Raw genomic sequence first — 24,928 nt, 5'->3', positions numbered from 1 at the left:
ATGGTCCTGCGGTTTACCTTCGTCCTGCTGTGCCTGCTGGCGGGGGCCGTTAACGCGGCCCCCGCCACACCTTCTTCGCCGCACAAGGCGTACCTGAGCCTGATCATCGACGACCTGGGGCAAAACCTGCCTCGGGATCGCCGGGTATTGGCCCTCCCCGGCCCGGTCACCGCCGCAATCATGCCCGACACGCCCCATGCCGCCGAATTCGCCCGCGAAGCCCATCGCGCCGGCAAGCTGGTCATGCTCCACATGCCCATGGACCCGGCCACCGGGCCATTCGCCTGGCATCCGGAACTGCCCATCGAAGAACTGGGCAAACGCCTGGACGCCGCGTTCGCCGCCGTGCCCTATACCAGCGGGATCAACAACCACATGGGCAGCCGCATGACCGCCCAACCCCAGGCCATGGCCTGGCTGATGGCGAATTTGCAGCAGCGTCACAAGTTTTTCGTCGACAGCCGCACCAGCGCCCAGACCGTCGCCGCCGCCGAAGCGCAGAAGATCGGCCTCGCCAGTGTGTCGCGGGATGTGTTCCTGGATGACGAGCGCACCGAAGCGGCCATAGCCGGCCAGCTCCAGATCGCCATTGACCTGGCCCGCCGGCAAGGCTCGGCCGTGATGATCGGTCATCCCTACCCGCAGACCCTGGCCGTGCTCGAACGCGAACTGCCCAAGCTCAAGGCCCAGGGCATCGAATGGATCGACATCAAGTCGATGATCAGCCTGCGCAGCAACCGGGCGATGGTTGGGCATGGGAAAGATGGGGTTTATCGGTAGCAGCCCATCGCGAGCAAGCTCCCTCCCACAGGGGGCCTGTGGCGGGCACCGCATCTGTGAACAACCGGTTGACCTTGTGGGAGCGAGCTTGCTCGCGATGGGCCAGCACATCCAACATCTCTACAAGCTGATCCACCGCTTTCGCGAGCAAGCTCGCTCCCACAGGGGATCTATGGCGGGCACCGCATCTGTGAACACCCTGGCAACCTTGTGGGAGCGAGCTTGCTCCGGGCGGCGATCCGACGATGGCGGCCGCACGGCGAGTAAAACCCTTAGAGATACCGCGCCATGATCGCGTCCACTTCACCTTCCTTGCGCAGCTCATCCAAGGCCTTTTGCAGCCGGGCCACCACGTCGTCAGGCACGTCCTTGTTCAACGCCAGGTACAACTCGGCACTGTTGAATCGCAGCACAGTCTTGAGATCGCTCACCCCTTCCTGACGCGCCAGGTAACGGCCGGCCGGGTCGCCGGTGGCCCACAGGTCGATCTGGCCATTGACCAGCTTGCGGGCATTGTCCTGATCCCGCAGCACGACCATCGGCTTCAGCCCTTGCTTGGCCAACGTCTCGGCGATCGCGTCGCCCTTGTAGGCACCGATCTTGTATTGGCGCGCCTGCTCCAGCGAGTCGAGGGTGATCTTGCTGTCTGCCTTGGCGAGCAAGATCCAGTCGTCCGGACCGATGGGGCCAACCCATTTGAACAGCTTTTCACGCTCCGGCAACCGCGCCATGACAAACACACCGTAGCCCGGATTTTCCAGGGCGAGTTTGTAGATGCGCTCCCAAGGGAAACGCAGCGTCAGACTGTAGGAAATATCGGCGCGCTTGAATATTTCGCGCACGATGTCCACGGCGATGCCATGGATGTTTTCGTTCTGGGCGAAATTCTTGCCGTTGATGGCCATGTTGTATGGCGGAAAATTTTCCGTCAGCAATACCACGCCGACGTCGCGATGTTCTTGCGCCTGCGCCCCGTTGATAAACAACAGCACGGTGCCGGCAAGGACGAAAACCAAACGTCTGAACATGTCTGACTACCGAAGATCCATGGCGAGCCAAGAGTGCCTCAGGGCCGCAATCGTGTCTACGGTCTTCACCTGCACAACCTTTCAGGCTAGAGATCCCAGCCTTCAAGGGTGAGGTAATTAGTTACCGCCAACCCACAGTCGCGCTCTGGTTAATTGAAGTTCACCGGCCTTACCGGTTCATTCAATCACCAGAGGAAGCGTTTTTATGAAATTGATCTCTTTTCCGTTAATCGCCGCACTGTGCATGTCGGTTTTGCATGGCAGTGCCCACAGCAAGGACTATGGCGATGGCTTGGAAAATTTTGCAGGGTCCAGGGTCCTGGAAAATGCGGATGGCAAATATGACCACTGGCGGGGTATCGGCCGGCTGTATACCGACAGTTATTGCACCGCGACCCTGCTCGACACCTTGGATTCCACTGTCGTCGGACCAACCCCCGCCTATGTGGTCACTACGGGTTTCTGCACGAGGCAAATCGATCAAAGCAACATGACGGACACCCCCATAAGCGGCCACATCTATTTCAGCTATTTCGCCGACACCGTGGTATTCCAGACCTACCCGGTAAAAAAAGTGGCCTGGCGAAGTATGCACGGTAGCAATATTTCCATTATTGAATTGGACGTCAGCCTTCAGGAACTCATCAAGGCCGGTATAACACCTTTGAAACTGGCCCAGGGTCACCCGAGTGATGGAACTGATGTATTGACTGTCGGTGCCTCGCTGGGTTTTCCAAAGACCACGTTGCGCATGGCCGCGTGTACATTGCAATCCGCCGAGGAGATCGTCAAAGGTCAGTTTGTATGGCGAAACAACGTGATGAATCATTGCAAGGATCTGACGGGAGGCAGTGAAGGAGGCCCAATCCTTGATCGTTACTCCAACGAGATTGTCGGTGTGCTGAATACCGCCACCCCACCTGACGGCTTCGCTCCATGCGAATGGCATGCGCCTTGTGTGCGCACCGACAGTGGCTATGAATCAATCCCTGACAACCGCTATGGAACTGCGACGGCTTTTCTCAACGGGTGCTTCGTGCAAGGCCATCTGGTCAAGGACGTGACGTCATCTTGCGCACTCTACCCGTCATTTTCCGTGGACCTGGAAGCCAATAGCCCGGCGAGGTATCAGCGGGTGGTAAAACAACCCGACGGGACGACAGCAATCCCGACTTGGAACTACCGCTTCAATATCAGCACTGCCTTCTATCGCCACAAGACAGTTCGTGCCGCAAAGCACTGCGAAAGCGGCCACAACTATAGCGATCCAACCAGCTCGGTCGACGCGTTTATAGACACTGATATCGGCACTCAGCCAGGCTTCTATTTCCTATGCATTATTGGTGTTGACTCCTCGGGACCGGCAGAGCCACTCACTACCCTTTCGCTGCCGGTAGAAATCCTGGACGGCGTTCCGACAGCCCAGCCGAACTTGTCAATCTACGCAGGCATCGGAGTGGCGCTGGAACAGTCCGAGGATCAATACCATACCTACACCGTCAAGTTCGGCCCGCTGGAAACTACGGATTGCACTGAAGCGGAAGACTACGAACCCTATAACCAGAAAGGCTACTTGTTGATAAACGAAGAACTGCCGCAGAGGTTCTGCAGCATCGCTTACGACAAAATGGGTCAGGCATCCAAGCCCAGGGAAGACCTGCTGAGTTCTACCACGAGCCGGCAAGACACCAGCCCGACACCCTGACAGGGCACCGAGCTGTTTTCGATGAAGGTACCTACCGAATGCAGATACCGCGCTGCGCCATATAAGCCTTGGCTTCCGGCACCGTGTACTCGCCGAAGTGGAAAATACTCGCCGCCAATACCGCACTGGCGTGACCTTCAAGAATGCCGTCGGCCAGATGCTGCAGGTTGCCAACACCGCCGGAAGCGATGACTGGAATGCCCAGGGCATCGCTGATGGCACGGGTGACACCGAGGTCGAAGCCGTTTTTCATGCCGTCCTGGTCCATGCTGGTCAGCAGGATTTCACCCGCCCCGAGGCCTTCCATCTTCTTCGCCCACTCGACGGCGTCCAGGCCCGTGGGTTTGCGCCCGCCGTGGGTGAAGATTTCCCAGCGCGGGGTTTCGCCCGGGCCGGAGACCTTCTTCGCGTCGATGGCCACGACGATGCACTGCGAGCCGAAATGCTGGGCCGCTTCGCCGACGAATTCCGGATTGAACACTGCGGCAGTATTGATGGACACCTTGTCCGCCCCGGCATTGAGCAGGTTGCGGATGTCCTGCACGGTGCGCACGCCACCGCCTACGGTCAGCGGGATGAACACCTGGCTGGCCATGCGCTCGACGGTATGCAGCGTGGTATCGCGGCCATCGACGCTGGCCGTGATGTCGAGGAAAGTAATCTCGTCCGCACCCTGTTCGTCGTAGCGACGGGCGATTTCCACCGGGTCGCCGGCATCACGGATGTTCTCGAACTTGACGCCCTTGACCACCCGGCCGTTGTCCACGTCCAGGCAAGGGATGATGCGTTTGGCCAGCGCCATGGTCAGTCCTCAGCCTTTGTACGAATCGCAGAAAGCTTGCGCTTCAGCGACGTCGAGGGTGCCTTCATAGATCGCACGGCCGGTGATTGCGCCGATGATGCCCGGCGCCTTGGCGTCGAGCAGCGACTTGATGTCACCCAGGTTATGGATACCACCGGACGCGATCACCGGGATCTTGGTGGCAGCGGCCAGCGCCGCGGTGAACGGCACGTTGCAGCCCTGCATCATGCCGTCTTTGGCGATGTCGGTATAAACGATCGAGGATACTCCATCGGCTTCAAACTGCTTGGCCAGATCGATGACCTGCACGGTGCTGATTTCAGCCCAGCCATCAGTGGCGACGAAACCGTCCTTGGCATCCAGGCCAACGATGATTTTGCCAGGAAACGCGCGACAGGCTTCGGCGACGAAAGCCGGATCTTTCACAGCCTTGGTGCCGATGATCACGTAGCTCACGCCAGCCTTGACGTAGTGCTCGATGGTTTCCAGCGAGCGAATGCCGCCGCCGATCTGGATCGGCAGGTTCGGATAGCGCTTGGCGATGGCCGTGACCACTTCGCCATTGACCGGTTGCCCTTCGAAGGCGCCGTTGAGGTCGACCAGATGCAGGCGACGGCAGCCGCCTTCCACCCACTTGGCAGCCATGCTCACCGGGTCATCGGAAAACACCGTGGAGTCTTCCATACGGCCCTGGCGCAGACGTACGCAAGCGCCGTCCTTGAGATCGATAGCGGGGATAATCAGCATCTGGCAAACCCTTAAATACGAGTATTCAGCTTGGCTCGGGAATCAGTTTTTCTCGAGCGCCCACAAGTCGCTTTCAATGCTTTCGAACCTTTCTTTAAGGTGCGCCTGCACATCGAAAATCGCCCTGTTGTAATAGTGCGGAGCAATTTCGCGGGTAAACAGGTCAAGAATTTCCGCCGCCTCGAACGAGCCCAGGTCCAGCTCGAAACGTTCCTCCATGAACCGCTGGATCTTGCGGTTCGCTTCACTCTCCTGCTCGGGCGTGAGGGTGAGGATCGGCGGTTTCTTGCGGGCCATTACCAGCGCCCGTCCCACGCCGCGAAGTTCTGCAACAGTTGCAGGCCATGGGTATGGCTCTTCTCCGGGTGGAATTGCACGGCGAAGCGCGAACCGTCGGCCAGGGCCGCGGCGAAATCGACGCCATAGTGACCGCTGCCCACCACCTGCCGCGCATTGCCGGCGGCGATGTAGTAGCTGTGCACGAAGTAGAAACGCGCCAGGTCCGGAATGTTGTGCCACAGCGGGTGATCCACCGCCTGCTTCACTTCGTTCCAGCCCATGTGCGGGACTTTCAAGTGCTCGCCGTCTTCATGCAGGCCCTTGCCAAAGAACTTCACCTGGCCTGGAAACAGCGAAATGCAATCGACACCGTCGTTCTCTTCACTGCGATCGAGCAAGGCCTGCATGCCCACGCAAATACCGAGGAATGGACGGTCCAGGCTGACTTCGTGCACCAGCTTGTCGAAGCCCAGGCGACGAATCTCGGCCATGCAATCACGAATCGCCCCGACGCCGGGGAATACCACCCGGTCGGCTTCGCGAATCACGTCGGCATCGCTGGTGATCAGCACCTTGCCGGCGCCCACGTGCTCGAGGGCCTTGGCCACCGAGTGCAGGTTGCCCATGCCATAGTCGATAACCGCGACCGTCTGCATTACAGGACGCCCTTGGTGGAAGGCATCTGGCCGGCCATGCGGTCGTCGAGCTCCACAGCCATGCGCAGCGCGCGGCCGAACGCCTTGAACACGGTTTCGATCTGGTGGTGGGTGTTGTGCCCGCGCAGGTTGTCGATGTGCAGGGTCACGTTGGCGTGGTTGACGAAGCCCTGGAAGAATTCCTGGAACAGGTCAACGTCGAAGCCGCCGACGGTGGCACGGGTATAGGGCACATGCATTTGCAGGCCAGGGCGGCCGGAGAAGTCGATGACCACGCGCGACAGCGCTTCATCGAGCGGCACGTAGGCATGGCCGTAGCGGCGGATGCCCTTCTTGTCGCCGATGGCCTTGGTAAAGGCCTGGCCCAAGGTGATACCGACGTCTTCCACCGTGTGGTGGTCGTCGATATGCAGGTCGCCCTTGCTGACGATGTCCAGGTCGATCAGCCCGTGACGGGCGATCTGGTCCAGCATGTGCTCAAGAAAGGGCACACCGATATCAAACCGGGCCTTACCGGTGCCATCCAGGTTGATCGAGGCTTTGATCTGGGTTTCCAGAGTGTCGCGCTCGACAGACGCCTTACGTTCGGCCATCACCAGCTCCGCAAAATCATTGGGCGAAAAAGGCAGCCATTATAGGGGCGCGAGCGGCAAACAGAAACAAAAGAGGTGACATCACTGACGGGCTGAAGCCCGGGCTGTCGGTGCTAGACATGTGCGTACAAGTCTGTGCCGTCACCCAAAACGACTGTGGGAGCGAGCTTGCTCGCGATAGCGGTGGGTCAGCAGACAATGATGTCGACCGACACGCCCCCATCGCGAGCAAGCTCGCTCCCACAAGGTTGGCCCGTCTCCAATGGATTCGGGCCTATCCATATTGTCGCTTAGCGGAACAACACCGCCGTCTTCTGCAGGGTCACCCACACACCCCACGCCAACGGAATGCCCACCACCAGCCAGGCGGCGATCGCCAGGGGCTTGGTGCCCGGTGCGGCTTTCCATTCCAGCGAAGTGGTGCTGTCGGCGCCCTTGTCATGGCCCAGCGCCTGTTCGGCGGCCAGTTCGGCGTCGGTCATGAAGTACTTGTCGGCGACCGGACGGACCAGCAGGTTGCACAGGAAGCCCAGCACCAGCAGGCCGGCAAGGATATACAAGGTGATGTCATAGGCCGCGGCACGTTCAACGCCGATGCTCAGCTGATATTCACGCAGGTAGTTCACCAGTACCGGACCCAGAACGCCTGCAGCAGCCCAGGCAGTCAGGAGACGACCGTGGATTGCGCCAACCATTTGCGTACCGAACAGGTCCGCCAGGTAGGCTGGCACGGTGGCGAAACCGCCGCCGTACATCGACAGGATGATGCAGAACGCCGCCACGAACAGCGCGACGCTGCCCAGGTGGCCGAGGTTCGGGATCAGCGCGTACAGGGCAAAGCCCAGGGCGAAAAACACGAAATAGGTATTTTTACGACCCAGGTAATCCGAGAACGAGGCCCAGAAGAACCGACCGCCGATGTTGAACAGGCTCAACAGACCGGTGAAGCCGGCCGCGATGGCCGCGATCTGGCCCAGTTGCACTGCGTCCAACTGACCGAACGGCAGGTCATTGCCCAGCAGCTTGCCGCCGAACACTTCCTGCAACAATGGCGAAGCCATGCCGAGGATGCCGATACCGGCGGATACGTTCAGGCACAGCACCAGCCATACGAGACGGAACTGCGGGGTTTTCCAGGCGACATTCACGTGAACGTGGCGATGGGTGATCATCGCGTTCGCGGCTTTCTTCGGTGCCGGGGTCCAGCCTTCAGGCTTCCAGCCAGTCGGCGGCACGCGGTACGACAAGGCGCCACCGATCATGAACACGAAGTAGATCGCGGCCATGACCAGGAAGCTCTGCCAGACGCCCACGCCCGTCGGCGAAGCGAAATGACTCATCAGCGCCGCAGCCAGCGGAGCACCGACCATCGCACCACCGCCGAAGCCCATGATCGCCATGCCGGTCGCCATGCCGCGCTTGTCCGGGAACCACTTGATCAGCGTGGACACTGGCGAGATGTAGCCCAGGCCCAGGCCGATACCGCCGATCACCCCGGAACCGACCCACATCAGCCAGATCTGATGGGTATAGATACCCAGCGCGGAAATCAGCAGGCCACCGCACCAGCACAAGGCCGATACAACGCCGGCCTTGCGTGGCCCGGCGTGTTCCAGCCAGCCGCCCCAGATCGCTGCCGAGCAGCCCAGGAAGATGAAGAACAGGGTGTAGATCCAGCCGAGCATCGAGATCGGCCAGTCACATTGGGACGAAAAGACTTGCGAGATGAAGCTCATATCCGGTGCACAGGCCACAGGCTTGGTAATCCCCAAGGCTTTGGACAGTGGCAACCAGAACACCGAGAAGCCGTAGGCCATGCCTATGCACAGGTGAATGGCCAACGCGGCCGGTGGAACCAGCCACCGGTTGAAACCCGGCTTGGCGATGATGCGTTCCTTGGAGAGGAACGCTGGCTGGTCGGCGACGCCGTCCGCCGTGATGCTCGTGCTCATTGTGTATCCCCCAGTTATTGGAATGGTTCGTCAGCCACGCATCACCCTCAGCCTTCATTGCACGCAGGCATGGCTGTATTTTCTGGTGAAGCTCCATAGTGTGCGACATCACGTCGCAGAAGGACGGACGAACGGGCAAAGGTTACCATTTGCTCGCGGCAGAAAAACCAAAGTGATATCACCTTTTTCGTGCCATCTGTCTTATCGCACGCTTGCTCGCTTTCTGTAGGGGACTAACGATTTATTTTTTCCGCGGCTGAAACCAGCCCCGTCCCCATGGGTCTTTGTTCGGCAGGCCTGCCGGAAGAACGATCACTCAACGCGCCACCAACTCGGGGCGTTATACTCGCGGCTAAATTTTGAACTCAACCTACAAGGATTCGCCCATGAAAGCGTTCGGCAAAATCCTGGGTCTGGTACTTCTCGGGCTGTTGCTGATCATTGTGGCCCTGGGCTTTGCCCTGACCCACCTGTTCGATCCCAACGACTACAAAGAAGAGATCCGCCAGATAGCCCGCGACAAGGCCCACATCGAGCTGACCCTCAATGGCGATATCGGCTGGAGCCTGTTTCCATGGCTGGGCCTGGAGTTGCACGACGCCAGCGTCGCGACCTTGGCCAATCCAACCCAACCTTTCGCCGACCTGCAGATGCTCGGTCTTTCGGTCCGGGTCATCCCGCTGCTGCGCCGGGAAGTGCAGATGAGCGATGTGCGCGTCGAAGGCCTGAACCTGCGGCTCAACCGTGACAAGAACGGTCACGGAAACTGGGAAGACATCGGTAAAGCGCCGGCCTCCGCGACGACGGCGAACACCCCGGCACCGACGCCGGCCGAACAGCCAGCCCCGCCTGCTAGCACCCCGGCAGAAAAACCTGCCCAGCCGACCCGCCTGGACATCGACAGCCTGACCGTGAACAACGCCCGGGTCGAATATACCGACGAGCAGACCGGCAAGCTGTTCACCGCCGAAAGCATCCAACTGAGCACCGGCCCGGTCCACGACTCCACCAATATTCCGGTGACCCTGACTGCATTCCTGTCCAGCAACCAGCCGGCCGTGCGCGTACGCACCGAAGTGACCGGCGAATTGCGCTTCGAGCGCGCCTTGCAGCGCTACAAGTTCGAAGACCTGAAACTGTCCGGCGAAGCCACCGGCGACCCGTTGCAGGGCAAGACCCTGAACTTCGCCGCCCAAGGGCAACTGTTCCTGGACAAGGCGGCCAATGTCGCCGAATGGACCGGCATCAAGCTGTCGCTCAACCAACTGCGCGCCCTCGGTGAGCTGAAGGTCAACGACCTCGACAAGAGCCCGCAATTGAATGGTGGAATATCGATCGCCCAGTTCGACCTGGCGAAGTTCGTCGACAGCGTCGGCCAGACACTCCCGGCCATGGCCGAAGGCAGCCTGAGCAAGGTCGAATTGGCCAGCCGCATTGCCGGCACGCCAAGCAGCGTCGAATTCAACGACATCAACTTGAAGCTCGACGACAGCCACTTCAGCGGTCGTATCGCCGTGGCAGACTTTGCCAAACAAGCCCTGCGCGTGCAGCTCAAGGCCGACACTTTCAACGTCGACCGCTACCTGCCACCAAAATCCGCCGAAGCCGACAGTTCCAAGGCGGCCCGTGAGGCTGAAGTCAGCAACACCGAAGCCAGCGCCATGGCCGGTGCCGGCAGCACACCGTTGCCGAGCGCTCCGACCCAGGGTGCCTGGAGTAACGATCGGCTGTTTCCGGTGGAGCGCCTGGGCAAGCTGGACCTCGATGCCGACCTGACCTTCGGGCAACTGACCCTCGATAAACTGCCGATCGAGAACGCCGCGCTCAAGGCCACCGGCCTGGGTGGCCTGCTGACCCTGGAGAATCTGCGGGGTGACCTGTACAGCGGCAACTTCGAAACCAAGGGCACCCTGGATGTGCGTCAGCCTACGCCACAGTTGAGCCTGCAAACCCGCATCAACCGGGTCCCCGCCGAGAAGATCATCGAAAGCCAGGGCAAGAATCCGCCGGTCAAGGGCCTGGTCACGCTCAACAGCGCAATCACCGCCAATGGCAATAGCCAGAAGGCCCTGATCGACAGCCTCAACGGCAACGCCGGGTTCGTCATCAACGATGGCGTGCTGCTCAATGCCAACCTCGAACAGCAATTGTGCAAAGGCATCGCCACCCTCAATCGCAAGTCCCTCAGCGGCGAACCCCGGGGCAAGGACACGCCGTTCCAGCAACTCAACGGCAATCTCACCTTCAACAATGGCGTTGCCCACAACCCGGACCTGAAAGTCCGCATCCCCGGCATGACCGTCAACGGCAACGGTGATATCGACTTGCGAGTGCTGGGCATGGACTACCGTGTCGGCGTCATCGTCGAAGGCGACAAGAGCGACATGCCCGACCCGGCCTGCCAGGTCAACGAGCGCTACGTCGATGTCGAATGGCCGTTGCGCTGCCGCGGTCCCCTGGAGCTGGGGGCGAAGGCCTGCCGCCTGGAAAACGACGGGCTGGGCAAGGTCGCGGCGAAGCTGGCCGGCGACCGGCTCGGCGACAAGATCGATGAGAAGCTCGGCGACAAGGTCAGCCCCGAACTGAAAGATGCGCTCAAGGGGCTGTTCAAGCGATGAGAGCCGAGCAGTTTTCCACGGCCGTCCTGGATTGGTTCGACCGCCACGGGCGTCACGATTTGCCCTGGCAACAAGACATCTCGCCCTATCGGGTGTGGGTCTCGGAAATCATGTTGCAGCAGACCCAGGTCAGTACCGTGCTCAATTACTTCGACCGGTTCATGGCCTCGCTGCCCACCGTTCAAGCCTTGGCCGCCGCGCCGGAGGACGAAGTGCTGCACCTGTGGACCGGGCTGGGTTACTACACCCGTGCACGCAACTTGCAGAAGACCGCGAAAATTGTCGTCGAGCAGTACGGCGGCGAATTCCCCCGAGACGTGGAAAAACTCACCGAGTTGCCGGGCATCGGCCTGTCCACCGCCGGCGCCATTGCCAGCATCAGCATGGGCCTGCGGGCGCCGATCCTCGATGGCAATGTCAAGCGGGTGCTGGCGCGCTTCACCGCCCAAGAGGGCTACCCAGGCGAACCCAAGGTAGCGAAACAGCTCTGGGCCACCGCCGAGCGCTTCACCCCACAAGACCGGGTCAACGCCTACACCCAGGCGATGATGGACCTGGGCGCCACGCTCTGCACCCGCAGCAAGCCCAGTTGCCTGCTCTGCCCGCTCAAGCAAGGCTGCGAGGCCCACATGCTGGGCCTGGAAACCCGCTACCCGATCCCCAAGCCGCGCAAGGAGGTGCCAAAAAAGCGCACCTTGATGCCCATGCTGGCCAACCACGAGGGCGCAATCCTGCTTTACCGTCGCCCGTCCACCGGACTGTGGGGCGGGCTGTGGAGCCTGCCGGAACTCGACGACCTCGATGACTTGCAGCACCTGGCCCTGCAACACTCGCTGGAATTGGGCAGCCAACACGAAATGCCAGGCCTGGTGCACACCTTCAGCCACTTCCAGTTGGCGATCGAACCCTGGCTGGTCCGGGTCCGGGAAACCGGCCATCACGTGGCCGAGGCCGACTGGCTCTGGTATAACCTCGCCACCCCGCCGCGCCTGGGCCTTGCCGCCCCGGTCAAAACCTTGCTCGAACGCGCGGCCGCCGTAATGAACGCAGGAGAGTTGCAATGACCCGCACCATCATGTGCCGAAAGTACAAAGAACAACTGGAAGGCCTGGAACGTGCTCCATTCCCGGGCGCCAAGGGCCAGGACATCTACGATAACGTCTCGGCCAAGGCCTGGAGCGACTGGCAGAAACACCAGACCCTGCTGATCAACGAAAAGCGCCTGAACATGATGAACGCCGAAGATCGCAAATACCTTCAGGGCGAGATGGACAAGTTCTTTTCCGGCGAAGAATACGCCAAGGCCGAAGGCTACGTACCGCCGTCCGAATAAGCTGTTCAGCGTGGGGGCGGATCGTAAGCGACGGTAATAATTAAATATTTTTTGAAAACTTGCTTGACGCCCCCCTGAAAAACCCGTTTAATGCGCCCCGTTGCCCAGATAGCTCAGTCGGTAGAGCAGGGGATTGAAAATCCCCGTGTCGGCGGTTCGATTCCGTCTCTGGGCACCAAATACCGAAAACCTCGATCAAGCAATTGATCGGGGTTTTTTATTGCCTGGATTTTCTTCCTCAGCCTTAACGACTCAGCTACATTCGTCCGCTCCCCTCCAGCAAGCGAGTCGACATGGACATCACCGGCATTCCCTTCGGCACCACCGATTGGTCAACTATCGAACCCACCGAGCACAAGGGCATCACCGGAACCGCTTATTGGCGCACGCGGCAATTCGGGCATATTCGGGTACGGATGGTGGAATACACAGCCGGTTACCTGGCCGACCATTGGTGCACCAAGGGCCATATCCTGTTTTGCCTCAAGGGCGAGCTCAATACTGAACTCGAAGACGGTCGGCAATTTTTGCTCAAGGCCGGCATGAGCTACCAGGTCGCCGACCAAGCCGAGCCCCATCGGTCTTCCACCTCATCAGGGGCTACGCTGTTCATCGTGGATTGAGATTCGAAGCGTCTGCGTTGAAGCTGTAGGATAGATGCCCTTATCCATCAGGAATCCGACTATGTCATCGGTCAACAAACAGCAGAAACGAAACCAGCGCGCCAAGGCGAAAGCCAAGCAGAACCGGGTTAAGCGTGCCACTGCGCCGAATGACTTCCTCGACCCGAACGATGAGCGCATCGACCTGGAGACCGTGGACTTATCGGACCTGTTCCAACTGATGGACGCTGCCGAGAAAGTCAGCCAACAGGCCATGTGCACGGCCTTCCTGGGGCATCCACTGCTGGAGTTGGTGCTGGAGCAGGAAGGTGAGGAAGAAGCCACTGACTTCATCATTACCGCCTTGATCGAATATCGCCGCCTGACCACGGGTGTCGATGAGCAGACTGCGCTGGACTGGGTGGAGAGCAAGCAATTCCAGGCTGATTATGTGGCCGCCTCCCAGGCTCTGGCGCAAGGTAAGGTCTGATTCTCGCCCGTTAAACACTTTGTGCCGATGGGGTTCGCAGTGGCTGACAGGCTGGGGGGATAGCTCCTACAAGCCAAGGCCAACGGACATAGGACGGCGTCATACCCGTCCTGCATAAATCAGTTATTTTTCCTTCCAAGCAATCAGCCCCGTCCGGCATCATCGAAACGTCGCCTGGAGCATCCTTCCGGTCCGCCCCTCTCAATGGCTGGACACTGCGATGACGCCACTGCTGCCCCAGGATGACCCACAGCTCGCCCCCTTGATCAACGAACTCGGCGAGCTGATTCGTCAGGCTCGCCAGAAGGTCCTGCGAGCCGTCGATACGCTCCAGGTACAAACCTGCTGGCAGATCGGCCGGCATATCATCGAGTTCGAACAGGGCGGCGCCGAACGGGCGGCTTACGGCGCAAGGTTGCTACCGTCGCTGGCGAAGGTGCTGACGGTGCGGTTTGGGAAGGGATTTGATGAACGTAACCTGCGGCACATGCGAGATTTTTATCAGAAGTTCCCAATTTGGAACGCAGTGCGTACCGAATTGAGCTGGACCCATTACCGCACGCTTTTTCGCGTAGATCACGATACCGCCCGTCACTGGTACATGAACGAAGCCGTCACTCAAAACTGGTCCACCCGCGCGCTGGAACGCCAGATCGGCACGCTCTATTACGAACGTCTCCTGGCAAGTCGCGACCGACCTGCGGTCGAGCAGGAAGCGGCCATCAATCTTGAGAAACTGGATTTCGGTCCCAGGGACATCGTCAGGGATCCGGTGGTCCTTGAGTTCCTGGGGCTACCCAATACCGGCATGCTGCTGGAAACCGATCTCGAACAGGCCTTGATCGACCAGCTACAAGGCTTCCTTCTGGAACTGGGAAAAGGCTTCGCCTTCGTCGCACGCCAACAGCGCATCAGCACCGAAAGCAAAGACTTCTACATCGACCTGGTCTTCTACAACTACCTGCTCAAGTGCTTTGTGATCGTCGATCTCAAGCGCGGCGAGCTCAGCCACCAGGACATCGGCCAGATGGATATGTATGTGCGTCTCTACGATGACCTCAAGCGCGGCCCCGACGACAAACCTACCGTGGGCATCATTCTCTGCGCTCAAAAGGATGAGTCGGTGGTGCGTTATTCCGTATTGCAGGGCAATGAACAGCTATTCGCCAGCCAGTATCAATTGGTGCTCCCCACTGAAGAAGAGCTGCGCAACGCGCTGGATCGCGAACAGGCACGCCTTGAGGAAGGGGCAATCGGGCGCAGTGACTTCAAGGAATAAAAGCCGGCGCCGGGCTGGGATTGTACATTTCCAAGGGGATTGTCCAGGCCCATGGCGGTAAACTGCACGCCGAAAGCCAGCCAGGCCAGGCAGCGAATTCCGCTTTACCGTGCCTAAAATCGACTGAGCCGCGCACCGTCCCCTAACGAATTGGAAACCGAAGCCCAATGGCCTCATTGAACAAACAGCAAAAACGCGCCAAGCGCGCCAAAGACAAAGCCAAGCAAATCCGCATGACCGGGCGCAAATCGATCCCGATGTATGGCGACCCGGCCCACGCCACCGCCCAGCCACCGGCCTACGTGCTGGAGCTGTTCGCCAAGCTGCGCGACGCCGAGGCCATCAGCCGCAGTGAAATGCTCGATACGCTGCTGGCAAACGTTAGCGAAATGATCATCGAACGCCCGGGTCTGCTCGACCTGAAAAACGCCGAAAACGAAAGCATGGCGGCGACCAACCTGGCCGCCGACATGCTGGTGGACTACCGCATGTGGGTCGATGAGATAGACCGCGAGACCGCCCAGCGCTGGCTCAGCACACCGGAGTTCATCAAGGACTTCAGCGAGGCGCTGGACCGCTATCGCCAAACCCTGGAAGAGCCGGCCAGCGAATAAGCCCGCCGGCTATTCGTCACTGTTCCAGTGGAACACCAGTTTGCGCGCGGCCCCGCTGCCTACCTCAGCCGTGTCGCGCCGCGCTTCACCATTACGGGTCGCCACCACGTTGTACTTGCCTGGCGGCAGTTGCACATAAACCAGCGGCCCTGCATCGCTGAGGGTCAGCAATGTTTGTCCCGATGCGTTCTGCACGGTCACGTCCACATCCGGGACGTATTTGTTTTCCGGGCCGATCGCAAAGGTCATATGCAGGTTGTAACCCTGGGCCTGCTCGATGGCCCGGGCTTCGTCCTCGCCGATGCCGCCGGACAGATAGGTTATGCCTTTGTACTGCATGGGCTGGACCTGCACACCTGCGTTGTCTACAGGGGCGAGGTTGGTGGCGTTGAGCGCGATGGGGAACAGCAGGATGCTGATGGCGATGAAAGGTAATACAACATAATGAATGAGCTTCATGGCGAGGACTCCAGGTTCTGGAAACAACTCACATGAGTTTTTGTTGGAGCACAGGTGCGCTTTAAGGTTTAGATCGATTGGGACTATGGGTTAGGACGAGATCATTTCTGCAGCCGGTATATCCCATTGACATATCCCTTCACTGTCCTATGCTTCCCACTGCATTTAATGGAGGACTGCACATGGAACAAACCACCCTTTTCATGAGCAACCGCAGCCAAGCGGTCCGGCTCCCCAAAGCAGTGGCGATGCCAAGCGACGTAAAGCGTGTAGATGTGATCGCCATAGGCAGAGCGCGCATCATTACACCGGCCGGCGAAGCGTGGGATAGCTGGTTCGATGGCGATAGCGCGACAGCAGACTTCATGGCAGAGCGTGAGCAGCCTGCCGATCAGGAGCGCGAGTCTTTCTGATGATCAAATTCATGCTCGATACCAACGTCTGTATCTTCACCATCAAGAACAAACCCCAGATTGTTAGAGAAGCCTTCAATCGTCATCACGGCCAGCTCTGCATCAGCGCCGTCACGCTGATGGAGTTGATCTACGGTGCAGAAAAATCATCCGCCCCAGAGAAAAATCTCGGCGTCATCGAAGGGTTCTGTGCCCGACTTGAGGTTTTACCTTTTGGTTATGAGGCTGCAGCACATACCGGAATGATCCGTGCAGAGTTGGCAAAGATTGGCAGACCAATCGGCCCCTACGACCAGATGATTGCCGGCCATGCCCGTTCCCTCGGACTGATCGTGGTCACAAATAACCTGAAAGAATTCGAAAGAGTCCCGGGACTGCGCATCGAGGATTGGACCACTGCGCCGAAGCGGGGGTTGTAACTTCGGTGGTTTGAAGTTAGAAACACAGCTCCATCGAGCCCCTGTGGGAGTGAGCTTGCTCACGATGAGGCCATCAACTTCACATCTGCGTTGGCTTTTCTGCCGCTATCGCGAGCAAGCTCGCTCCCACAGGTTTTATGGCCACTTTTCTTTAATGAGTAACGGAACCACGCCCATGGCCTCCGCGAACAAGCAACAAAAACGCGCCAAGCGTGCAAAAGCAAAAGCCAAGCAAATACGCATCAGTCGTACAAAGCCTGCTGCCACCACGTTTGATCTTCCCGAATACGACGATCCCTACTTCCTGGATGCCCTGCAGGATGAATTCGCAGAACGCCCCAGAGACTTCCTGTCGCTGTTTTATGAGATGAAAGACGCCGAAGAAGAGGCGGGGCGCATCGACATGATGGTCAGGATGATGGGATTACTTTTTGCCATGACCAATGAACAGCCCGAGCTGCTGGATAACGAAAATGCTGAAAACGAAACCATGGCGGTCCAGATTCTGACCGAGAATACCTTGGTCGCTTACCGAAAGTGGGCTGACGATATCGACCAGGAAGCAGCGGAGGATTGGCTTCACAGCCCTGAAGTACAGGCAGATTTCGTAACTGCACAAGCCAGCTTCAAAGAGGTTCTCAGAATACTGTGGGATCTGAAGGACGCTCCCGAATAACCCACCGGACTTTGATTGCGGCAACGCTCATCCGGTTAACCCTTCCAACCCCCGCCCAAAGCTGGCACCATCGCGCCTTTTTTTACGCGACTCCCCGGGCCTTTCACCGGTAAACAAGGTTCAAACGGCCGTTCGGTTGTTGATGGCGCGACAGTCTGCTGTGCCGATGCGACAACCTGCCGCACATCACCGGTTTACCGCCCGTCGCGCTGTTGGCGGCCATTCGGACGCATGCTAGCTTGGCCGCCTCGCCAAGGAAGGCTGCCAACAGCAAGGAGCACATACCATGAGGACCGCACATGGCCCAGGCCACGCCCGCGCTTGAAATTCGCAATTTGCACAAACGCTACGGACAGCTGGAGGTGCTCAAGGGCGTCTCGCTGACCGCCCGCGACGGCGATGTGATCTCGATCCTCGGATCCTCCGGGTCCGGCAAGTCCACATTCCTGCGTTGCATCAACCTGCTGGAAAACCCCAACCAGGGCCAGATCCTGGTGGCTGGCGAAGAGCTCAAGCTCAAGGCCGCGAAAAACGGTGAACTGGTGGCCGCCGACGGCAAACAGATCAATCGCCTGCGCAGCGAGATCGGTTTTGTCTTCCAGAACTTCAACCTTTGGCCGCACATGAGCGTGCTCGATAACATCATCGAAGCCCCGCGCCGGGTGCTTGGCCAGAGCAAGGCCGAAGCCGTCGAAGTGGCCGAAGCGCTGCTGGCCAAGGTCGGTATCGCCGACAAACGCCACGCCTACCCGGCCGAGCTGTCCGGCGGCCAGCAACAACGCGCCGCCATCGCCCGCACCCTGGCGATGCAGCCCAAGGTGATTCTGTTCGACGAACCCACCTCCGCCCTTGACCCGGAAATGGTCCAGGAAGTACTTAGTGTGATCCGCGCCCTGGCCGAAGAAGGACGCACCATGCTGCTGGTCACCCATGAAATGGGCTTCGCCCGTCAAGTTTCCAGCGAAGTCGTGTTTCTTCATCAAGGCCTGGTCGAGGAGCAAGGATCGCCACAGCAGGTCTTCGAGAACCCGCTTTCGGCGCGCTGCAAACAATTCATGTCCAGCAACCGCTAACGGAGCAGTACACATGCAGACCTACAAGAAATTCCTCCTGGCCGCAGCGGCCAGCCTGGTCTTTTCGGCCAGCGCCATGGCAGCCGAAAAGCTGAAGATGGGCATCGAAGCAGCCTATCCGCCGTTCAACAACAAGGACGCCAGCGGCCAGGTCGTGGGGTTCGATAAAGACATCGGCGATGCCCTGTGCGCCAAGATGAAAGTCGAGTGCGAAGTGGTCACTTCCGACTGGGACGGCATCATCCCGGCCCTGAACGCCAAGAAGTTCGACTTCCTGGTCTCGTCGCTGTCGATCACTGAAGAACGCAAGCAGGCCGTGGACTTCACCGACCCGTACTACTCCAACAAACTGCAATTCATCGCGCCAAAAAATGTCGACTTCAAAACCGATAAAGCCTCACTCAACGGCAAGGTCATCGGGGCACAACGCTCCACCCTCGCCGGCACCTGGCTGGAAGATGAAATGGGCAGCGACATCACCACCAAGCTTTACGACACCCAGGATAACGCCTACCTGGACCTGACCTCCGGCCGCGTCGACGCGATCCTGGCGGACAAATACGTGAACTACGACTGGCTGAAAACCGATGCTGGCCGTGATTATGAATTCAAGGGCGACCCGGTGGTGGAAAGCGACAAGATTGGTATCGCCGTGCGCAAGGGTGATCCGCTGCGCGACAAGCTGAACGCTGCCTTGAAAGAAATCGTGGCCGACGGCACCTATAAAAAGATCAACGACAAGTACTTCCCGTTCAGCATCTATTGATACTGACGTGCCTGGCCGGCGCAGCTGCCTGGCAGCGCCGGCCCTTAGCAAAGCCTGCCGCGATATGAATTCTTACCCATGATGATCGATCTCTACGGATTCGGCCCGGCGCTCGCCGCTGGCGCGCTGATGACCGTCAAGTTAGCGCTCACAGCCCTCTGCCTGGGGCTGGTGCTCGGCCTTCTAGGCGCCTTGGCCAAGACCTCGCCGCACAAGCCGCTGCAATGGCTGGGCGGCACCTATTCGACACTGGTTCGCGGCGTCCCGGAATTACTCTGGGTACTGCTGATCTATTTCGGCACCGTCAACCTGATGCGTGCCCTGGGTGAGTATTTCGGCAACCCCGACCTCGCCCTCGACGCCTTCGCCGCCGGGGTCATTGCCCTGGGCCTGTGCTTTGGCGCCTACGCCACCGAAGTGTTTCGCGGCGCGATCCTGGCGATTCCCAAGGGCCATCGAGAGGCCGGCGTCGCCCTGGGCCTGTCGAAGTGGCGGATCTTCACCCGGTTGATTATGCCGCAGATGTGGCGCATCGCCCTGCCCGGCCTGGGCAACCTCTTCATGATCCTGATGAAGGACACCGCGCTGGTCTCGGTGATCGGTCTGGAAGAAATCATGCGTCATGCGCAAATCGGCGTGACCGTGTCCAAGCAACCGTTCACCTTCTATATGGTCGCAGCCTTCATGTACCTGGGCCTGACGGTGCTCGCCATGATCGGCATGCACCTGCTGGAACGACGCGCCGCCCGTGGATTTACCAGGAGCACCCAATGAACTGGGACGTCATCATCAAGTGGCTGCCGAAGCTGGCCCAGGGCGCGACGCTGACCCTGGAGTTGGTGGCCATCGCCGTGATCGCCGGGCTGCTGCTGGCGATTCCACTGGGCATCGCTCGCTCTTCACGCCTGTGGCAAGTGCGGGCGTTACCCTACGCCTACATCTTCTTTTTCCGAGGCACGCCGCTGTTGGTCCAGCTGTTCCTGGTCTACTACGGCCTGGCGCAATTCGATGCCGTGCGCAGCAGTGCGCTGTGGCCGTACCTGCGGGATCCGTTCTGGTGCGCCACGGCCACCATGACCCTGCACACGGCCGCCTACATCGCCGAGATCCTGCGCGGCGCGATCCAGGCCATCCCCCGTGGCGAGATCGAAGCCGCGCGGGCCCTGGGCATGTCGCGGCCCAAGGCGCTGTTCTACATCATGCTGCCCCGCGCCGCGCGCATCGGTCTGCCGGCCTATAGCAACGAAGTGATCCTGATGCTCAAGGCCAGCGCCCTGGCGAGCACCGTGACCCTGCTGGAACTCACCGGCATGGCCCGCACCATCATTGCCCGGACCTATATGCCGGTGGAGATCTTCTTCGCGGCGGGCATGTTCTACCTGCTGATGTCCTTCGTCCTGGTTCAAGGTTTCAAGCAACTGGAACGCTGGTTGCGTGTCGATGCCTGCCAAGGACGCTGACAGCGGCGTTCTGACGGGCGAGGCACTGCTCGCCCGCTTCACGGCGCTGGAGGTTTTTCTCACAGCGCACCAGGCACTGTGGAAACCACGTCCGTTCACCCATCTGCATCTGCCTTGGGAAACATCCCACCCGGAATTGGCCCAATGGCTACGACAGCGATCGCTGGAAGCTGCGGAAAACGATCATCACCAGCCATGGTTGATGGAAGACGCACCAGCGCCCTTTCCGGAACTGGCCGCTACGTCTCACGCGTTGAGCGCTGTCGCAGCATTACCCGCCAGCACGCTCAAAGCGCCAAGCCATCGCCTGAACGTCGACGTGCCCGGGCGCAAATGGCAACAGATCGAAGCCTTCGCCAGCCGCCTGCGCTTCACCACCCCTCCGAGCCACTGGCTCGATTGGTGCGCCGGCAAAGGCCACCTCGGTCGACGCCTGCTGCACGATGAGCAGCAACTGACCTGCCTGGAGTACGACCCCGCACTGGTCGCCAGCGGCCAATTGTTGAGCCAGCGCCATCACCTGCCCGCCACGCACCGGCAACAAGATGTGCTCGCGGCGGACGCGGCCCAGGCACTGCATCCGGAACACACCCCCGTGGCCCTGCATGCCTGCGGCGACCTGCATGTGCGCCTGATGCACCTGGCCAGCGCCGCTGGCTGTGCACAACTGGCTATCGCGCCATGCTGTTACAACCGCATCAGCAGCGAGCGCTATCAAGCACTGTCCGACGCTGCCAAAGTCTCTGCCCTACAGCTATCACTCGACGATCTCGGCCTGCCGCAGACCGAAACCGTCACCGCTGGCGCGCGTGTAAGAAGACAGCGGGACCAATCGATGGCCTGGCGCCTGGGTTTCGACCTCCTGCAACGGCAGATCAGAGGGTGCGATGACTACCTGCCCACCCCGTCGTTGCCCAGCGCCTGGCTGGAAAAATCCTTCGCCCAGTACTGCACCGATCTGGCGGCCATGAAAGACTTATCCACAGTCGGCACGCCTGATTGGGTCGCTCTGGAAGCAGCAGGTCACCAGCGCCTGGCCGAGGTGCGCAACCTGGAGTTGCTGCGAGGCCTTTTCCGACGGCCACTGGAGCTTTGGCTGGTCCTGGACCGAGCCCTTTTCCTCACGCAAAAGGGCTACGACGTTCACCTCGGCACCTTCTGCGAAACCCCACTGACGCCGCGCAATCTGCTGTTGCTGGCAGAACGTTACTGAGACGAAACAGCCTGTGGATAACTCTGTTGATGAAATAAACTCGAATCCAAGAAATCCGTGATTTCCTGACCGAATCAGCATTGGTCATTTTTTGTTCATATGGATAAAAAACCATGAAAACAGGCATTTGCGACGAAACGCGAAAGCGGTCACAAAATCGCAAGATACCCTGCGCGTCATCCAGCCCGTTGTGCATAAGCGTCTAAGCAAAACGACATAACCGCCGAATTCAGTGCTGCCCCGCGCCAATAATTGCGTCCACCGCGCCCGTGCTATACAACAGCCCAACGTATCGTGATTGACACAATGCCGACACACTCAAGGACTGGCCGTGACGTTCATTTCCTACGCACAAAACTTCGAAGACATACGCCTGTGGCGCGCCCTTCAATCGGTGGAAAACGGCTTTTACCTCGACGTCGGCGCCAACCATCCGACAGATGATTCGGTCACCCGCGCGTTTTACGACCGCGGCTGGCGCGGCATCAACATCGAACCGGTGCCAGCCTACCACGACGCACTCTGCCAACAACGCCCGGACGACATCAACCTGCAATGCGTGGCCGGCGAAAACGCCGACAGCCTGACTTTCTACACCATCGCCGACACAGGCTTATCCACAGTAGAAACCAGCGTCGCCCAACAACACCGCGACGCCGGCATGGACGTGCGCACCCAGACCGTCCAATCCCGCACCCTGGCCTCCATTTGCGAGCAATACGCCCAGGAGCGCCCCATCCACTTCCTGAAAATCGACGTCGAAGGCCATGAAGAAACCGTGCTGCGCGGCATGGACTTCAGCCGCTGGCGCCCTTGGATCATCCTCATCGAAACCCCATGGGCCCGCGACCAGACCTGGGAAACCCTCATCACGGATGCCGGCTACCAGTCCATCCTGTTCGACGGCATCAACACCTACTACCTCGCCGAAGAACACCGGGCCCTCAAACCCGCCTTCGACATTCCCCCGTGCAACCTCGACGGCTTTCAACTTTGCAAAGGCCACAAATTCAGCCACCCGATCGACGATGCAGACCTACAGCTCAGCGCCGCACTGCAACGGGCGGAACAGGCCGAAGCCCAACTCCACGCCATGCAAAACAGCCGTGCGTGGCGAACCTTGCAGAAAGTACGCGCCCTGCTGCGCCGCGCTTGAGCATGGGTCGTGCAAAAATAGTCAGAATTCAGGGGTTTACAGAACGCGCCCAATCGCTATAATCGTCGCCCACACGCCGGTATAGCTCAGTTGGTAGAGCAACTGACTTGTAATCAGTAGGTCCCGGGTTCGACTCCTGGTGCCGGCACCATACAAGGTTCCAGAGAAGGCTTTCAAAATCTCTGGAACCCCCGAAAAACCCGCCTTCTGGCGGGTTTTTTCGTTTTGGCGTTCCGTCGGTTTCCGTCAGAAACTGGTGGATTCCAACCGTTTTAGGGGTAGTGTTAGGGGTAAGGTAATTCGATAAAGGGGGAGTACCCTTATGTCGCGCACCACTGCTCCACTCTCCGATTCGGCTTGCCGCTCAGCCAAGCCCACCGACCGCGCCTACAAGCTTTTCGACGGCGATGGCCTCTACCTTCTAATCCAGCCCAATGGCCGTAAAGGCTGGCGTCTCAGGTATGTAAAACCTGACGGACGCGAAGGACTGACCTCGTTCGGCAGCTACCCCGTGGTCAGCCTCGCCGATGCGCGCAACAAGCGCCTGGAGGTCAAGCGGATGCTGGCGAAAGGCATCGACCCCATCGAGACCAAACACCAAGCCAAGACGCAGGCCGCAATCAAAGGCCGTACCTTTGAAAGCGCTGCACTGGAATGGCACAACGCGATGTCTGCCAAATGGGCACCGGGTCATGCCAAGACGGTTCTGAGCCGCCTCAAAACCCATGTATTCCCGCTGATCGGCGCTCGCTCTATTGTCGATCTGGACACCCATGACCTGATGCAACCTCTGGAAGCGATCCAGAAACGCGGCACGATTGACGTCGCTTTAAGGGTACAAAACTACCTGCAAAGCATCATGCGCGAGGCAAAGCGTTCTCGGCAGATCACCGCAAACCCTGCCTACGACCTTGAAGGCTTGATCAAAGCCCCGAGAGTGGTTCACCGCCCCGCTCTACCCTTATCGCGTCTGCCTGAATTGCAGGAGCGTATCGACACCTACAAAGGCCGCGCACTTACCCGTCTGACGGTCATGCTCTCGCTGCATGTGTTCGTACGCTCCAGCGAACTGCGCTTCGCCCGCTGGAGCGAGTTCGACCTCAAGCGCGGCACCTGGGAGATACCGGATACTCGTCCGGCATTGGACGGAGTGCCCTTTTCCACAAGGGGTACAAAGATGGCCGGGGACATCCACCTTGTACCCTTATCGCCGCAAGCTGTGGCCCTGCTTGAACAGATCCACGCCCTCACCGGCAAATTCGACCTGGTGTTTGCAGGCGATGCCAAGCCCTGGAAGCCCATGTCTGAAAACACGGTGAACAGCGCACTCAGAAAGATGGGGTACAACACCAAAGCCGAAATATGCGGGCATGGGTTTCGGTCGATGGCCTGTAGCGCGCTGATTGAGTCAGGGCTGTGGTCGGAGACAGCCATTGAAAGGCAGATGAGCCACAAGGAGAGGAATAACGTCCGAGCGGCCTATATCCACAAGGCTGAGTTCATCGAAGAGAGGAGGCTGATCATGAACTGGTGGAGCCGATATCTTGAGGTCAATCGGCAGGAGCATGTCACCCCGCACGAATTTGCGAACCAGACCGGCGCAAATGTCACTCGGCTAAGGACAAAACGTGGCGCAACAGACTAAGCGCTCGGCCTCCGGGCCACAGCTCCGCACAAGGAAAATGGGCTTGTATTGATTACCGCTTGCATGCACGTTGAATAGTAAGGCCATTGACGACTGGCTGCGTTCGCCCCTAGCCGGTCGAAGTGAAGCCAAAGTACGCATCCCCATAGCATAGGCAGAATCGTGCACGT

Annotated in this window: 27 protein-coding genes, 2 tRNA genes and 1 pseudogene; 22 read left to right on the top strand and 8 right to left on the bottom strand. The window is 59.4% G+C overall.

Going from position 1 to position 24,928, the window contains the following annotated elements:
- Nucleotides 1–780, top strand: coding sequence for a divergent polysaccharide deacetylase family protein (locus J3P85_RS01415; protein ID WP_411386236.1), 780 nt, complete (start codon nucleotides 1–3; stop codon nucleotides 778–780).
- Between the two features lie 272 nt (nucleotides 781–1,052).
- Here the strand turns inward: J3P85_RS01415 and J3P85_RS01410 are convergent, their stop codons facing one another.
- A complete protein-coding gene (locus tag J3P85_RS01410; protein ID WP_434704647.1) occupies nucleotides 1,053–1,808 on the bottom strand; it encodes a substrate-binding periplasmic protein in 756 nt (251 codons plus the stop codon).
- A gap of 205 nt (nucleotides 1,809–2,013) precedes the next feature.
- Between J3P85_RS01410 and J3P85_RS01405 the strand changes: the two genes are divergently transcribed.
- On the top strand, nucleotides 2,014–3,513 hold the full coding sequence (locus J3P85_RS01405; protein ID WP_434704646.1) for a trypsin-like serine peptidase: 1,500 nt from the start codon (nucleotides 2,014–2,016) through the stop codon (nucleotides 3,511–3,513).
- Nucleotides 3,514–3,544: 31 nt separating this feature from the next.
- On the opposite strand, the gene hisF is transcribed toward J3P85_RS01405, so the two are convergent.
- From hisF to J3P85_RS01375, 6 genes are all read right to left on the bottom strand, one after another.
- The gene (gene hisF, locus J3P85_RS01400) at nucleotides 3,545–4,315 is read right to left on the bottom strand and encodes an imidazole glycerol phosphate synthase subunit HisF (RefSeq protein WP_186613228.1); all 771 of its coding nucleotides are present in this window, start codon (nucleotides 4,313–4,315) and stop codon (nucleotides 3,545–3,547) included.
- 9 nt (nucleotides 4,316–4,324) lie between these two features.
- A complete protein-coding gene (gene hisA / locus J3P85_RS01395; protein ID WP_014336098.1) occupies nucleotides 4,325–5,062 on the bottom strand; it encodes a 1-(5-phosphoribosyl)-5-[(5-phosphoribosylamino)methylideneamino]imidazole-4-carboxamide isomerase in 738 nt (245 codons plus the stop codon).
- Nucleotides 5,063–5,104: 42 nt separating this feature from the next.
- Nucleotides 5,105–5,359, bottom strand: coding sequence for a DUF2164 domain-containing protein (locus J3P85_RS01390; protein WP_030141479.1), 255 nt, complete (start codon nucleotides 5,357–5,359; stop codon nucleotides 5,105–5,107).
- A complete protein-coding gene (hisH, locus tag J3P85_RS01385; RefSeq protein WP_186707248.1) occupies nucleotides 5,359–5,997 on the bottom strand; it encodes an imidazole glycerol phosphate synthase subunit HisH in 639 nt (212 codons plus the stop codon). Before hisH ends, J3P85_RS01390 begins: the two co-directional genes overlap by 1 nt.
- Nucleotides 5,997–6,590, bottom strand: coding sequence for an imidazoleglycerol-phosphate dehydratase HisB (hisB, locus tag J3P85_RS01380; protein WP_003186751.1), 594 nt, complete (start codon nucleotides 6,588–6,590; stop codon nucleotides 5,997–5,999). Before hisB ends, hisH begins: the two co-directional genes overlap by 1 nt.
- A 290-nt stretch (nucleotides 6,591–6,880) precedes the next feature.
- The gene (locus J3P85_RS01375; RefSeq protein ID WP_434704645.1) at nucleotides 6,881–8,542 is read right to left on the bottom strand and encodes an OFA family MFS transporter; all 1,662 of its coding nucleotides are present in this window, start codon (nucleotides 8,540–8,542) and stop codon (nucleotides 6,881–6,883) included.
- A 386-nt stretch (nucleotides 8,543–8,928) separates the two neighbouring features.
- Here J3P85_RS01375 and J3P85_RS01370 point away from each other — a divergent pair, with 386 nt between their 5' ends.
- From J3P85_RS01370 to J3P85_RS01330, 9 genes and pseudogenes are all read left to right on the top strand, one after another.
- Entirely contained in the window at nucleotides 8,929–11,160 is a 2,232-nt protein-coding gene (locus J3P85_RS01370) for an AsmA family protein (protein WP_434704643.1), read from the top strand.
- Complete coding sequence (gene mutY / locus J3P85_RS01365) at nucleotides 11,157–12,224, top strand: A/G-specific adenine glycosylase (protein ID WP_186707252.1); 1,068 nt, start codon at nucleotides 11,157–11,159, stop codon at nucleotides 12,222–12,224. Before J3P85_RS01370 ends, mutY begins: the two co-directional genes overlap by 4 nt.
- Nucleotides 12,221–12,493, top strand: coding sequence for an oxidative damage protection protein (locus tag J3P85_RS01360; RefSeq protein WP_434704642.1), 273 nt, complete (start codon nucleotides 12,221–12,223; stop codon nucleotides 12,491–12,493). The genes mutY and J3P85_RS01360 overlap by 4 nt, the downstream gene beginning before the upstream one ends.
- A 102-nt stretch (nucleotides 12,494–12,595) precedes the next feature.
- Nucleotides 12,596–12,671, top strand: a tRNA-Phe gene (locus J3P85_RS01355).
- Between the two features lie 115 nt (nucleotides 12,672–12,786).
- A complete protein-coding gene (locus J3P85_RS01350) occupies nucleotides 12,787–13,116 on the top strand; it encodes a DHCW motif cupin fold protein (RefSeq protein WP_186707254.1) in 330 nt (109 codons plus the stop codon).
- A 61-nt stretch (nucleotides 13,117–13,177) separates the two neighbouring features.
- Entirely contained in the window at nucleotides 13,178–13,585 is a 408-nt protein-coding gene (locus J3P85_RS01345) for a hypothetical protein (protein WP_434704640.1), read from the top strand.
- Between the two features lie 220 nt (nucleotides 13,586–13,805).
- Nucleotides 13,806–14,864, top strand: coding sequence for a PDDEXK nuclease domain-containing protein (locus J3P85_RS01340; protein WP_434704639.1), 1,059 nt, complete (start codon nucleotides 13,806–13,808; stop codon nucleotides 14,862–14,864).
- A gap of 2 nt (nucleotides 14,865–14,866) precedes the next feature.
- Nucleotides 14,867–14,991: pseudogene (locus J3P85_RS01335) on the top strand (ATP-binding protein); the annotation flags it as partial.
- Between the two features lie 40 nt (nucleotides 14,992–15,031).
- Nucleotides 15,032–15,478, top strand: coding sequence for a hypothetical protein (locus J3P85_RS01330; protein WP_434704638.1), 447 nt, complete (start codon nucleotides 15,032–15,034; stop codon nucleotides 15,476–15,478).
- 9 nt (nucleotides 15,479–15,487) lie between these two features.
- Here J3P85_RS01330 and J3P85_RS01325 read toward each other — a convergent pair whose 3' ends face one another.
- Nucleotides 15,488–15,937: a carboxypeptidase regulatory-like domain-containing protein gene (locus tag J3P85_RS01325; RefSeq protein ID WP_434704636.1), complete on the bottom strand. Its 450-nt coding sequence runs from the start codon at nucleotides 15,935–15,937 to the stop codon at nucleotides 15,488–15,490.
- Between the two features lie 182 nt (nucleotides 15,938–16,119).
- Between J3P85_RS01325 and vapB the strand changes: the two genes are divergently transcribed.
- From vapB to J3P85_RS01270, 11 genes are all read left to right on the top strand, one after another.
- Nucleotides 16,120–16,350, top strand: coding sequence for a type II toxin-antitoxin system VapB family antitoxin (gene vapB, locus J3P85_RS01320; protein WP_058546214.1), 231 nt, complete (start codon nucleotides 16,120–16,122; stop codon nucleotides 16,348–16,350).
- Complete coding sequence (vapC, locus tag J3P85_RS01315) at nucleotides 16,350–16,769, top strand: type II toxin-antitoxin system tRNA(fMet)-specific endonuclease VapC (protein ID WP_434704635.1); 420 nt, start codon at nucleotides 16,350–16,352, stop codon at nucleotides 16,767–16,769. Before vapB ends, vapC begins: the two co-directional genes overlap by 1 nt.
- 175 nt (nucleotides 16,770–16,944) lie before the next feature.
- A complete protein-coding gene (locus J3P85_RS01310; protein ID WP_434704634.1) occupies nucleotides 16,945–17,445 on the top strand; it encodes a hypothetical protein in 501 nt (166 codons plus the stop codon).
- A gap of 299 nt (nucleotides 17,446–17,744) precedes the next feature.
- Nucleotides 17,745–18,518: an ABC transporter ATP-binding protein gene (locus J3P85_RS01305; protein ID WP_014336086.1), complete on the top strand. Its 774-nt coding sequence runs from the start codon at nucleotides 17,745–17,747 to the stop codon at nucleotides 18,516–18,518.
- Nucleotides 18,519–18,531: 13 nt separating this feature from the next.
- Nucleotides 18,532–19,284, top strand: a complete 753-nt coding sequence (locus J3P85_RS01300; protein WP_434704633.1) for an ABC transporter substrate-binding protein — start codon at nucleotides 18,532–18,534, stop codon at nucleotides 19,282–19,284.
- 78 nt (nucleotides 19,285–19,362) lie between these two features.
- Nucleotides 19,363–20,058, top strand: a complete 696-nt coding sequence (locus J3P85_RS01295) for an ABC transporter permease (protein WP_434704632.1) — start codon at nucleotides 19,363–19,365, stop codon at nucleotides 20,056–20,058.
- Complete coding sequence (locus J3P85_RS01290) at nucleotides 20,055–20,744, top strand: ABC transporter permease (RefSeq protein WP_039592683.1); 690 nt, start codon at nucleotides 20,055–20,057, stop codon at nucleotides 20,742–20,744. Before J3P85_RS01295 ends, J3P85_RS01290 begins: the two co-directional genes overlap by 4 nt.
- Complete coding sequence (locus tag J3P85_RS01285) at nucleotides 20,725–21,957, top strand: methyltransferase (RefSeq protein WP_434706308.1); 1,233 nt, start codon at nucleotides 20,725–20,727, stop codon at nucleotides 21,955–21,957. The genes J3P85_RS01290 and J3P85_RS01285 overlap by 20 nt, the downstream gene beginning before the upstream one ends.
- A 331-nt stretch (nucleotides 21,958–22,288) precedes the next feature.
- On the top strand, nucleotides 22,289–23,113 hold the full coding sequence (locus J3P85_RS01280; protein ID WP_434704631.1) for an FkbM family methyltransferase: 825 nt from the start codon (nucleotides 22,289–22,291) through the stop codon (nucleotides 23,111–23,113).
- Nucleotides 23,114–23,188: 75 nt separating this feature from the next.
- Nucleotides 23,189–23,264: transfer RNA gene (locus J3P85_RS01275), tRNA-Thr, on the top strand.
- A gap of 171 nt (nucleotides 23,265–23,435) precedes the next feature.
- Nucleotides 23,436–24,758: a tyrosine-type recombinase/integrase gene (locus tag J3P85_RS01270; RefSeq protein ID WP_434704629.1), complete on the top strand. Its 1,323-nt coding sequence runs from the start codon at nucleotides 23,436–23,438 to the stop codon at nucleotides 24,756–24,758.
- Nucleotides 24,759–24,928 lie beyond the last annotated feature (170 nt).

This window comes from Pseudomonas sp. Z1-12 (genome assembly GCF_051132015.1).
Lineage (GTDB): Bacteria > Pseudomonadota > Gammaproteobacteria > Pseudomonadales > Pseudomonadaceae > Aquipseudomonas > Aquipseudomonas zanjanensis.
The sequence above is the reverse complement of the archived record's forward strand: the minus strand, read 5'-3'. Positions and strand labels throughout refer to the sequence as shown.

What these genes read in the sequence shown, in the direction of transcription:
- hisA (WP_014336098.1), bottom strand. Translation starts at nt 5,062, where the DNA reads ATGCTGATTATCCCCGCTATCGATCTCAAGGACGGCGCTTGCGTACGT.
- J3P85_RS01370 (WP_434704643.1), top strand. Translation starts at nt 8,929, where the DNA reads ATGAAAGCGTTCGGCAAAATCCTGGGTCTGGTACTTCTCGGGCTGTTG.
- hisH (WP_186707248.1), bottom strand. Translation starts at nt 5,997, where the DNA reads ATGCAGACGGTCGCGGTTATCGACTATGGCATGGGCAACCTGCACTCG.
- J3P85_RS01405 (WP_434704646.1), top strand. Translation starts at nt 2,014, where the DNA reads ATGAAATTGATCTCTTTTCCGTTAATCGCCGCACTGTGCATGTCGGTT.
- J3P85_RS01270 (WP_434704629.1), top strand. Translation starts at nt 23,436, where the DNA reads ATGTCGCGCACCACTGCTCCACTCTCCGATTCGGCTTGCCGCTCAGCC.
- J3P85_RS01375 (WP_434704645.1), bottom strand. Translation starts at nt 8,542, where the DNA reads ATGAGCACGAGCATCACGGCGGACGGCGTCGCCGACCAGCCAGCGTTC.
- J3P85_RS01415 (WP_411386236.1), top strand. Translation starts at nt 1, where the DNA reads ATGGTCCTGCGGTTTACCTTCGTCCTGCTGTGCCTGCTGGCGGGGGCC.
- J3P85_RS01330 (WP_434704638.1), top strand. Translation starts at nt 15,032, where the DNA reads ATGGCCTCATTGAACAAACAGCAAAAACGCGCCAAGCGCGCCAAAGAC.
- vapC (WP_434704635.1), top strand. Translation starts at nt 16,350, where the DNA reads ATGATCAAATTCATGCTCGATACCAACGTCTGTATCTTCACCATCAAG.
- J3P85_RS01305 (WP_014336086.1), top strand. Translation starts at nt 17,745, where the DNA reads ATGGCCCAGGCCACGCCCGCGCTTGAAATTCGCAATTTGCACAAACGC.
- hisF (WP_186613228.1), bottom strand. Translation starts at nt 4,315, where the DNA reads ATGGCGCTGGCCAAACGCATCATCCCTTGCCTGGACGTGGACAACGGC.
- J3P85_RS01295 (WP_434704632.1), top strand. Translation starts at nt 19,363, where the DNA reads ATGATGATCGATCTCTACGGATTCGGCCCGGCGCTCGCCGCTGGCGCG.
- J3P85_RS01360 (WP_434704642.1), top strand. Translation starts at nt 12,221, where the DNA reads ATGACCCGCACCATCATGTGCCGAAAGTACAAAGAACAACTGGAAGGC.
- J3P85_RS01350 (WP_186707254.1), top strand. Translation starts at nt 12,787, where the DNA reads ATGGACATCACCGGCATTCCCTTCGGCACCACCGATTGGTCAACTATC.
- vapB (WP_058546214.1), top strand. Translation starts at nt 16,120, where the DNA reads ATGGAACAAACCACCCTTTTCATGAGCAACCGCAGCCAAGCGGTCCGG.
- J3P85_RS01285 (WP_434706308.1), top strand. Translation starts at nt 20,725, where the DNA reads ATGCCTGCCAAGGACGCTGACAGCGGCGTTCTGACGGGCGAGGCACTG.
- J3P85_RS01390 (WP_030141479.1), bottom strand. Translation starts at nt 5,359, where the DNA reads ATGGCCCGCAAGAAACCGCCGATCCTCACCCTCACGCCCGAGCAGGAG.
- J3P85_RS01300 (WP_434704633.1), top strand. Translation starts at nt 18,532, where the DNA reads ATGCAGACCTACAAGAAATTCCTCCTGGCCGCAGCGGCCAGCCTGGTC.
- J3P85_RS01340 (WP_434704639.1), top strand. Translation starts at nt 13,806, where the DNA reads ATGACGCCACTGCTGCCCCAGGATGACCCACAGCTCGCCCCCTTGATC.
- mutY (WP_186707252.1), top strand. Translation starts at nt 11,157, where the DNA reads ATGAGAGCCGAGCAGTTTTCCACGGCCGTCCTGGATTGGTTCGACCGC.
- hisB (WP_003186751.1), bottom strand. Translation starts at nt 6,590, where the DNA reads ATGGCCGAACGTAAGGCGTCTGTCGAGCGCGACACTCTGGAAACCCAG.
- J3P85_RS01410 (WP_434704647.1), bottom strand. Translation starts at nt 1,808, where the DNA reads ATGTTCAGACGTTTGGTTTTCGTCCTTGCCGGCACCGTGCTGTTGTTT.
- J3P85_RS01325 (WP_434704636.1), bottom strand. Translation starts at nt 15,937, where the DNA reads ATGAAGCTCATTCATTATGTTGTATTACCTTTCATCGCCATCAGCATC.
- J3P85_RS01345 (WP_434704640.1), top strand. Translation starts at nt 13,178, where the DNA reads ATGTCATCGGTCAACAAACAGCAGAAACGAAACCAGCGCGCCAAGGCG.
- J3P85_RS01290 (WP_039592683.1), top strand. Translation starts at nt 20,055, where the DNA reads ATGAACTGGGACGTCATCATCAAGTGGCTGCCGAAGCTGGCCCAGGGC.
- J3P85_RS01310 (WP_434704634.1), top strand. Translation starts at nt 16,945, where the DNA reads ATGGCCTCCGCGAACAAGCAACAAAAACGCGCCAAGCGTGCAAAAGCA.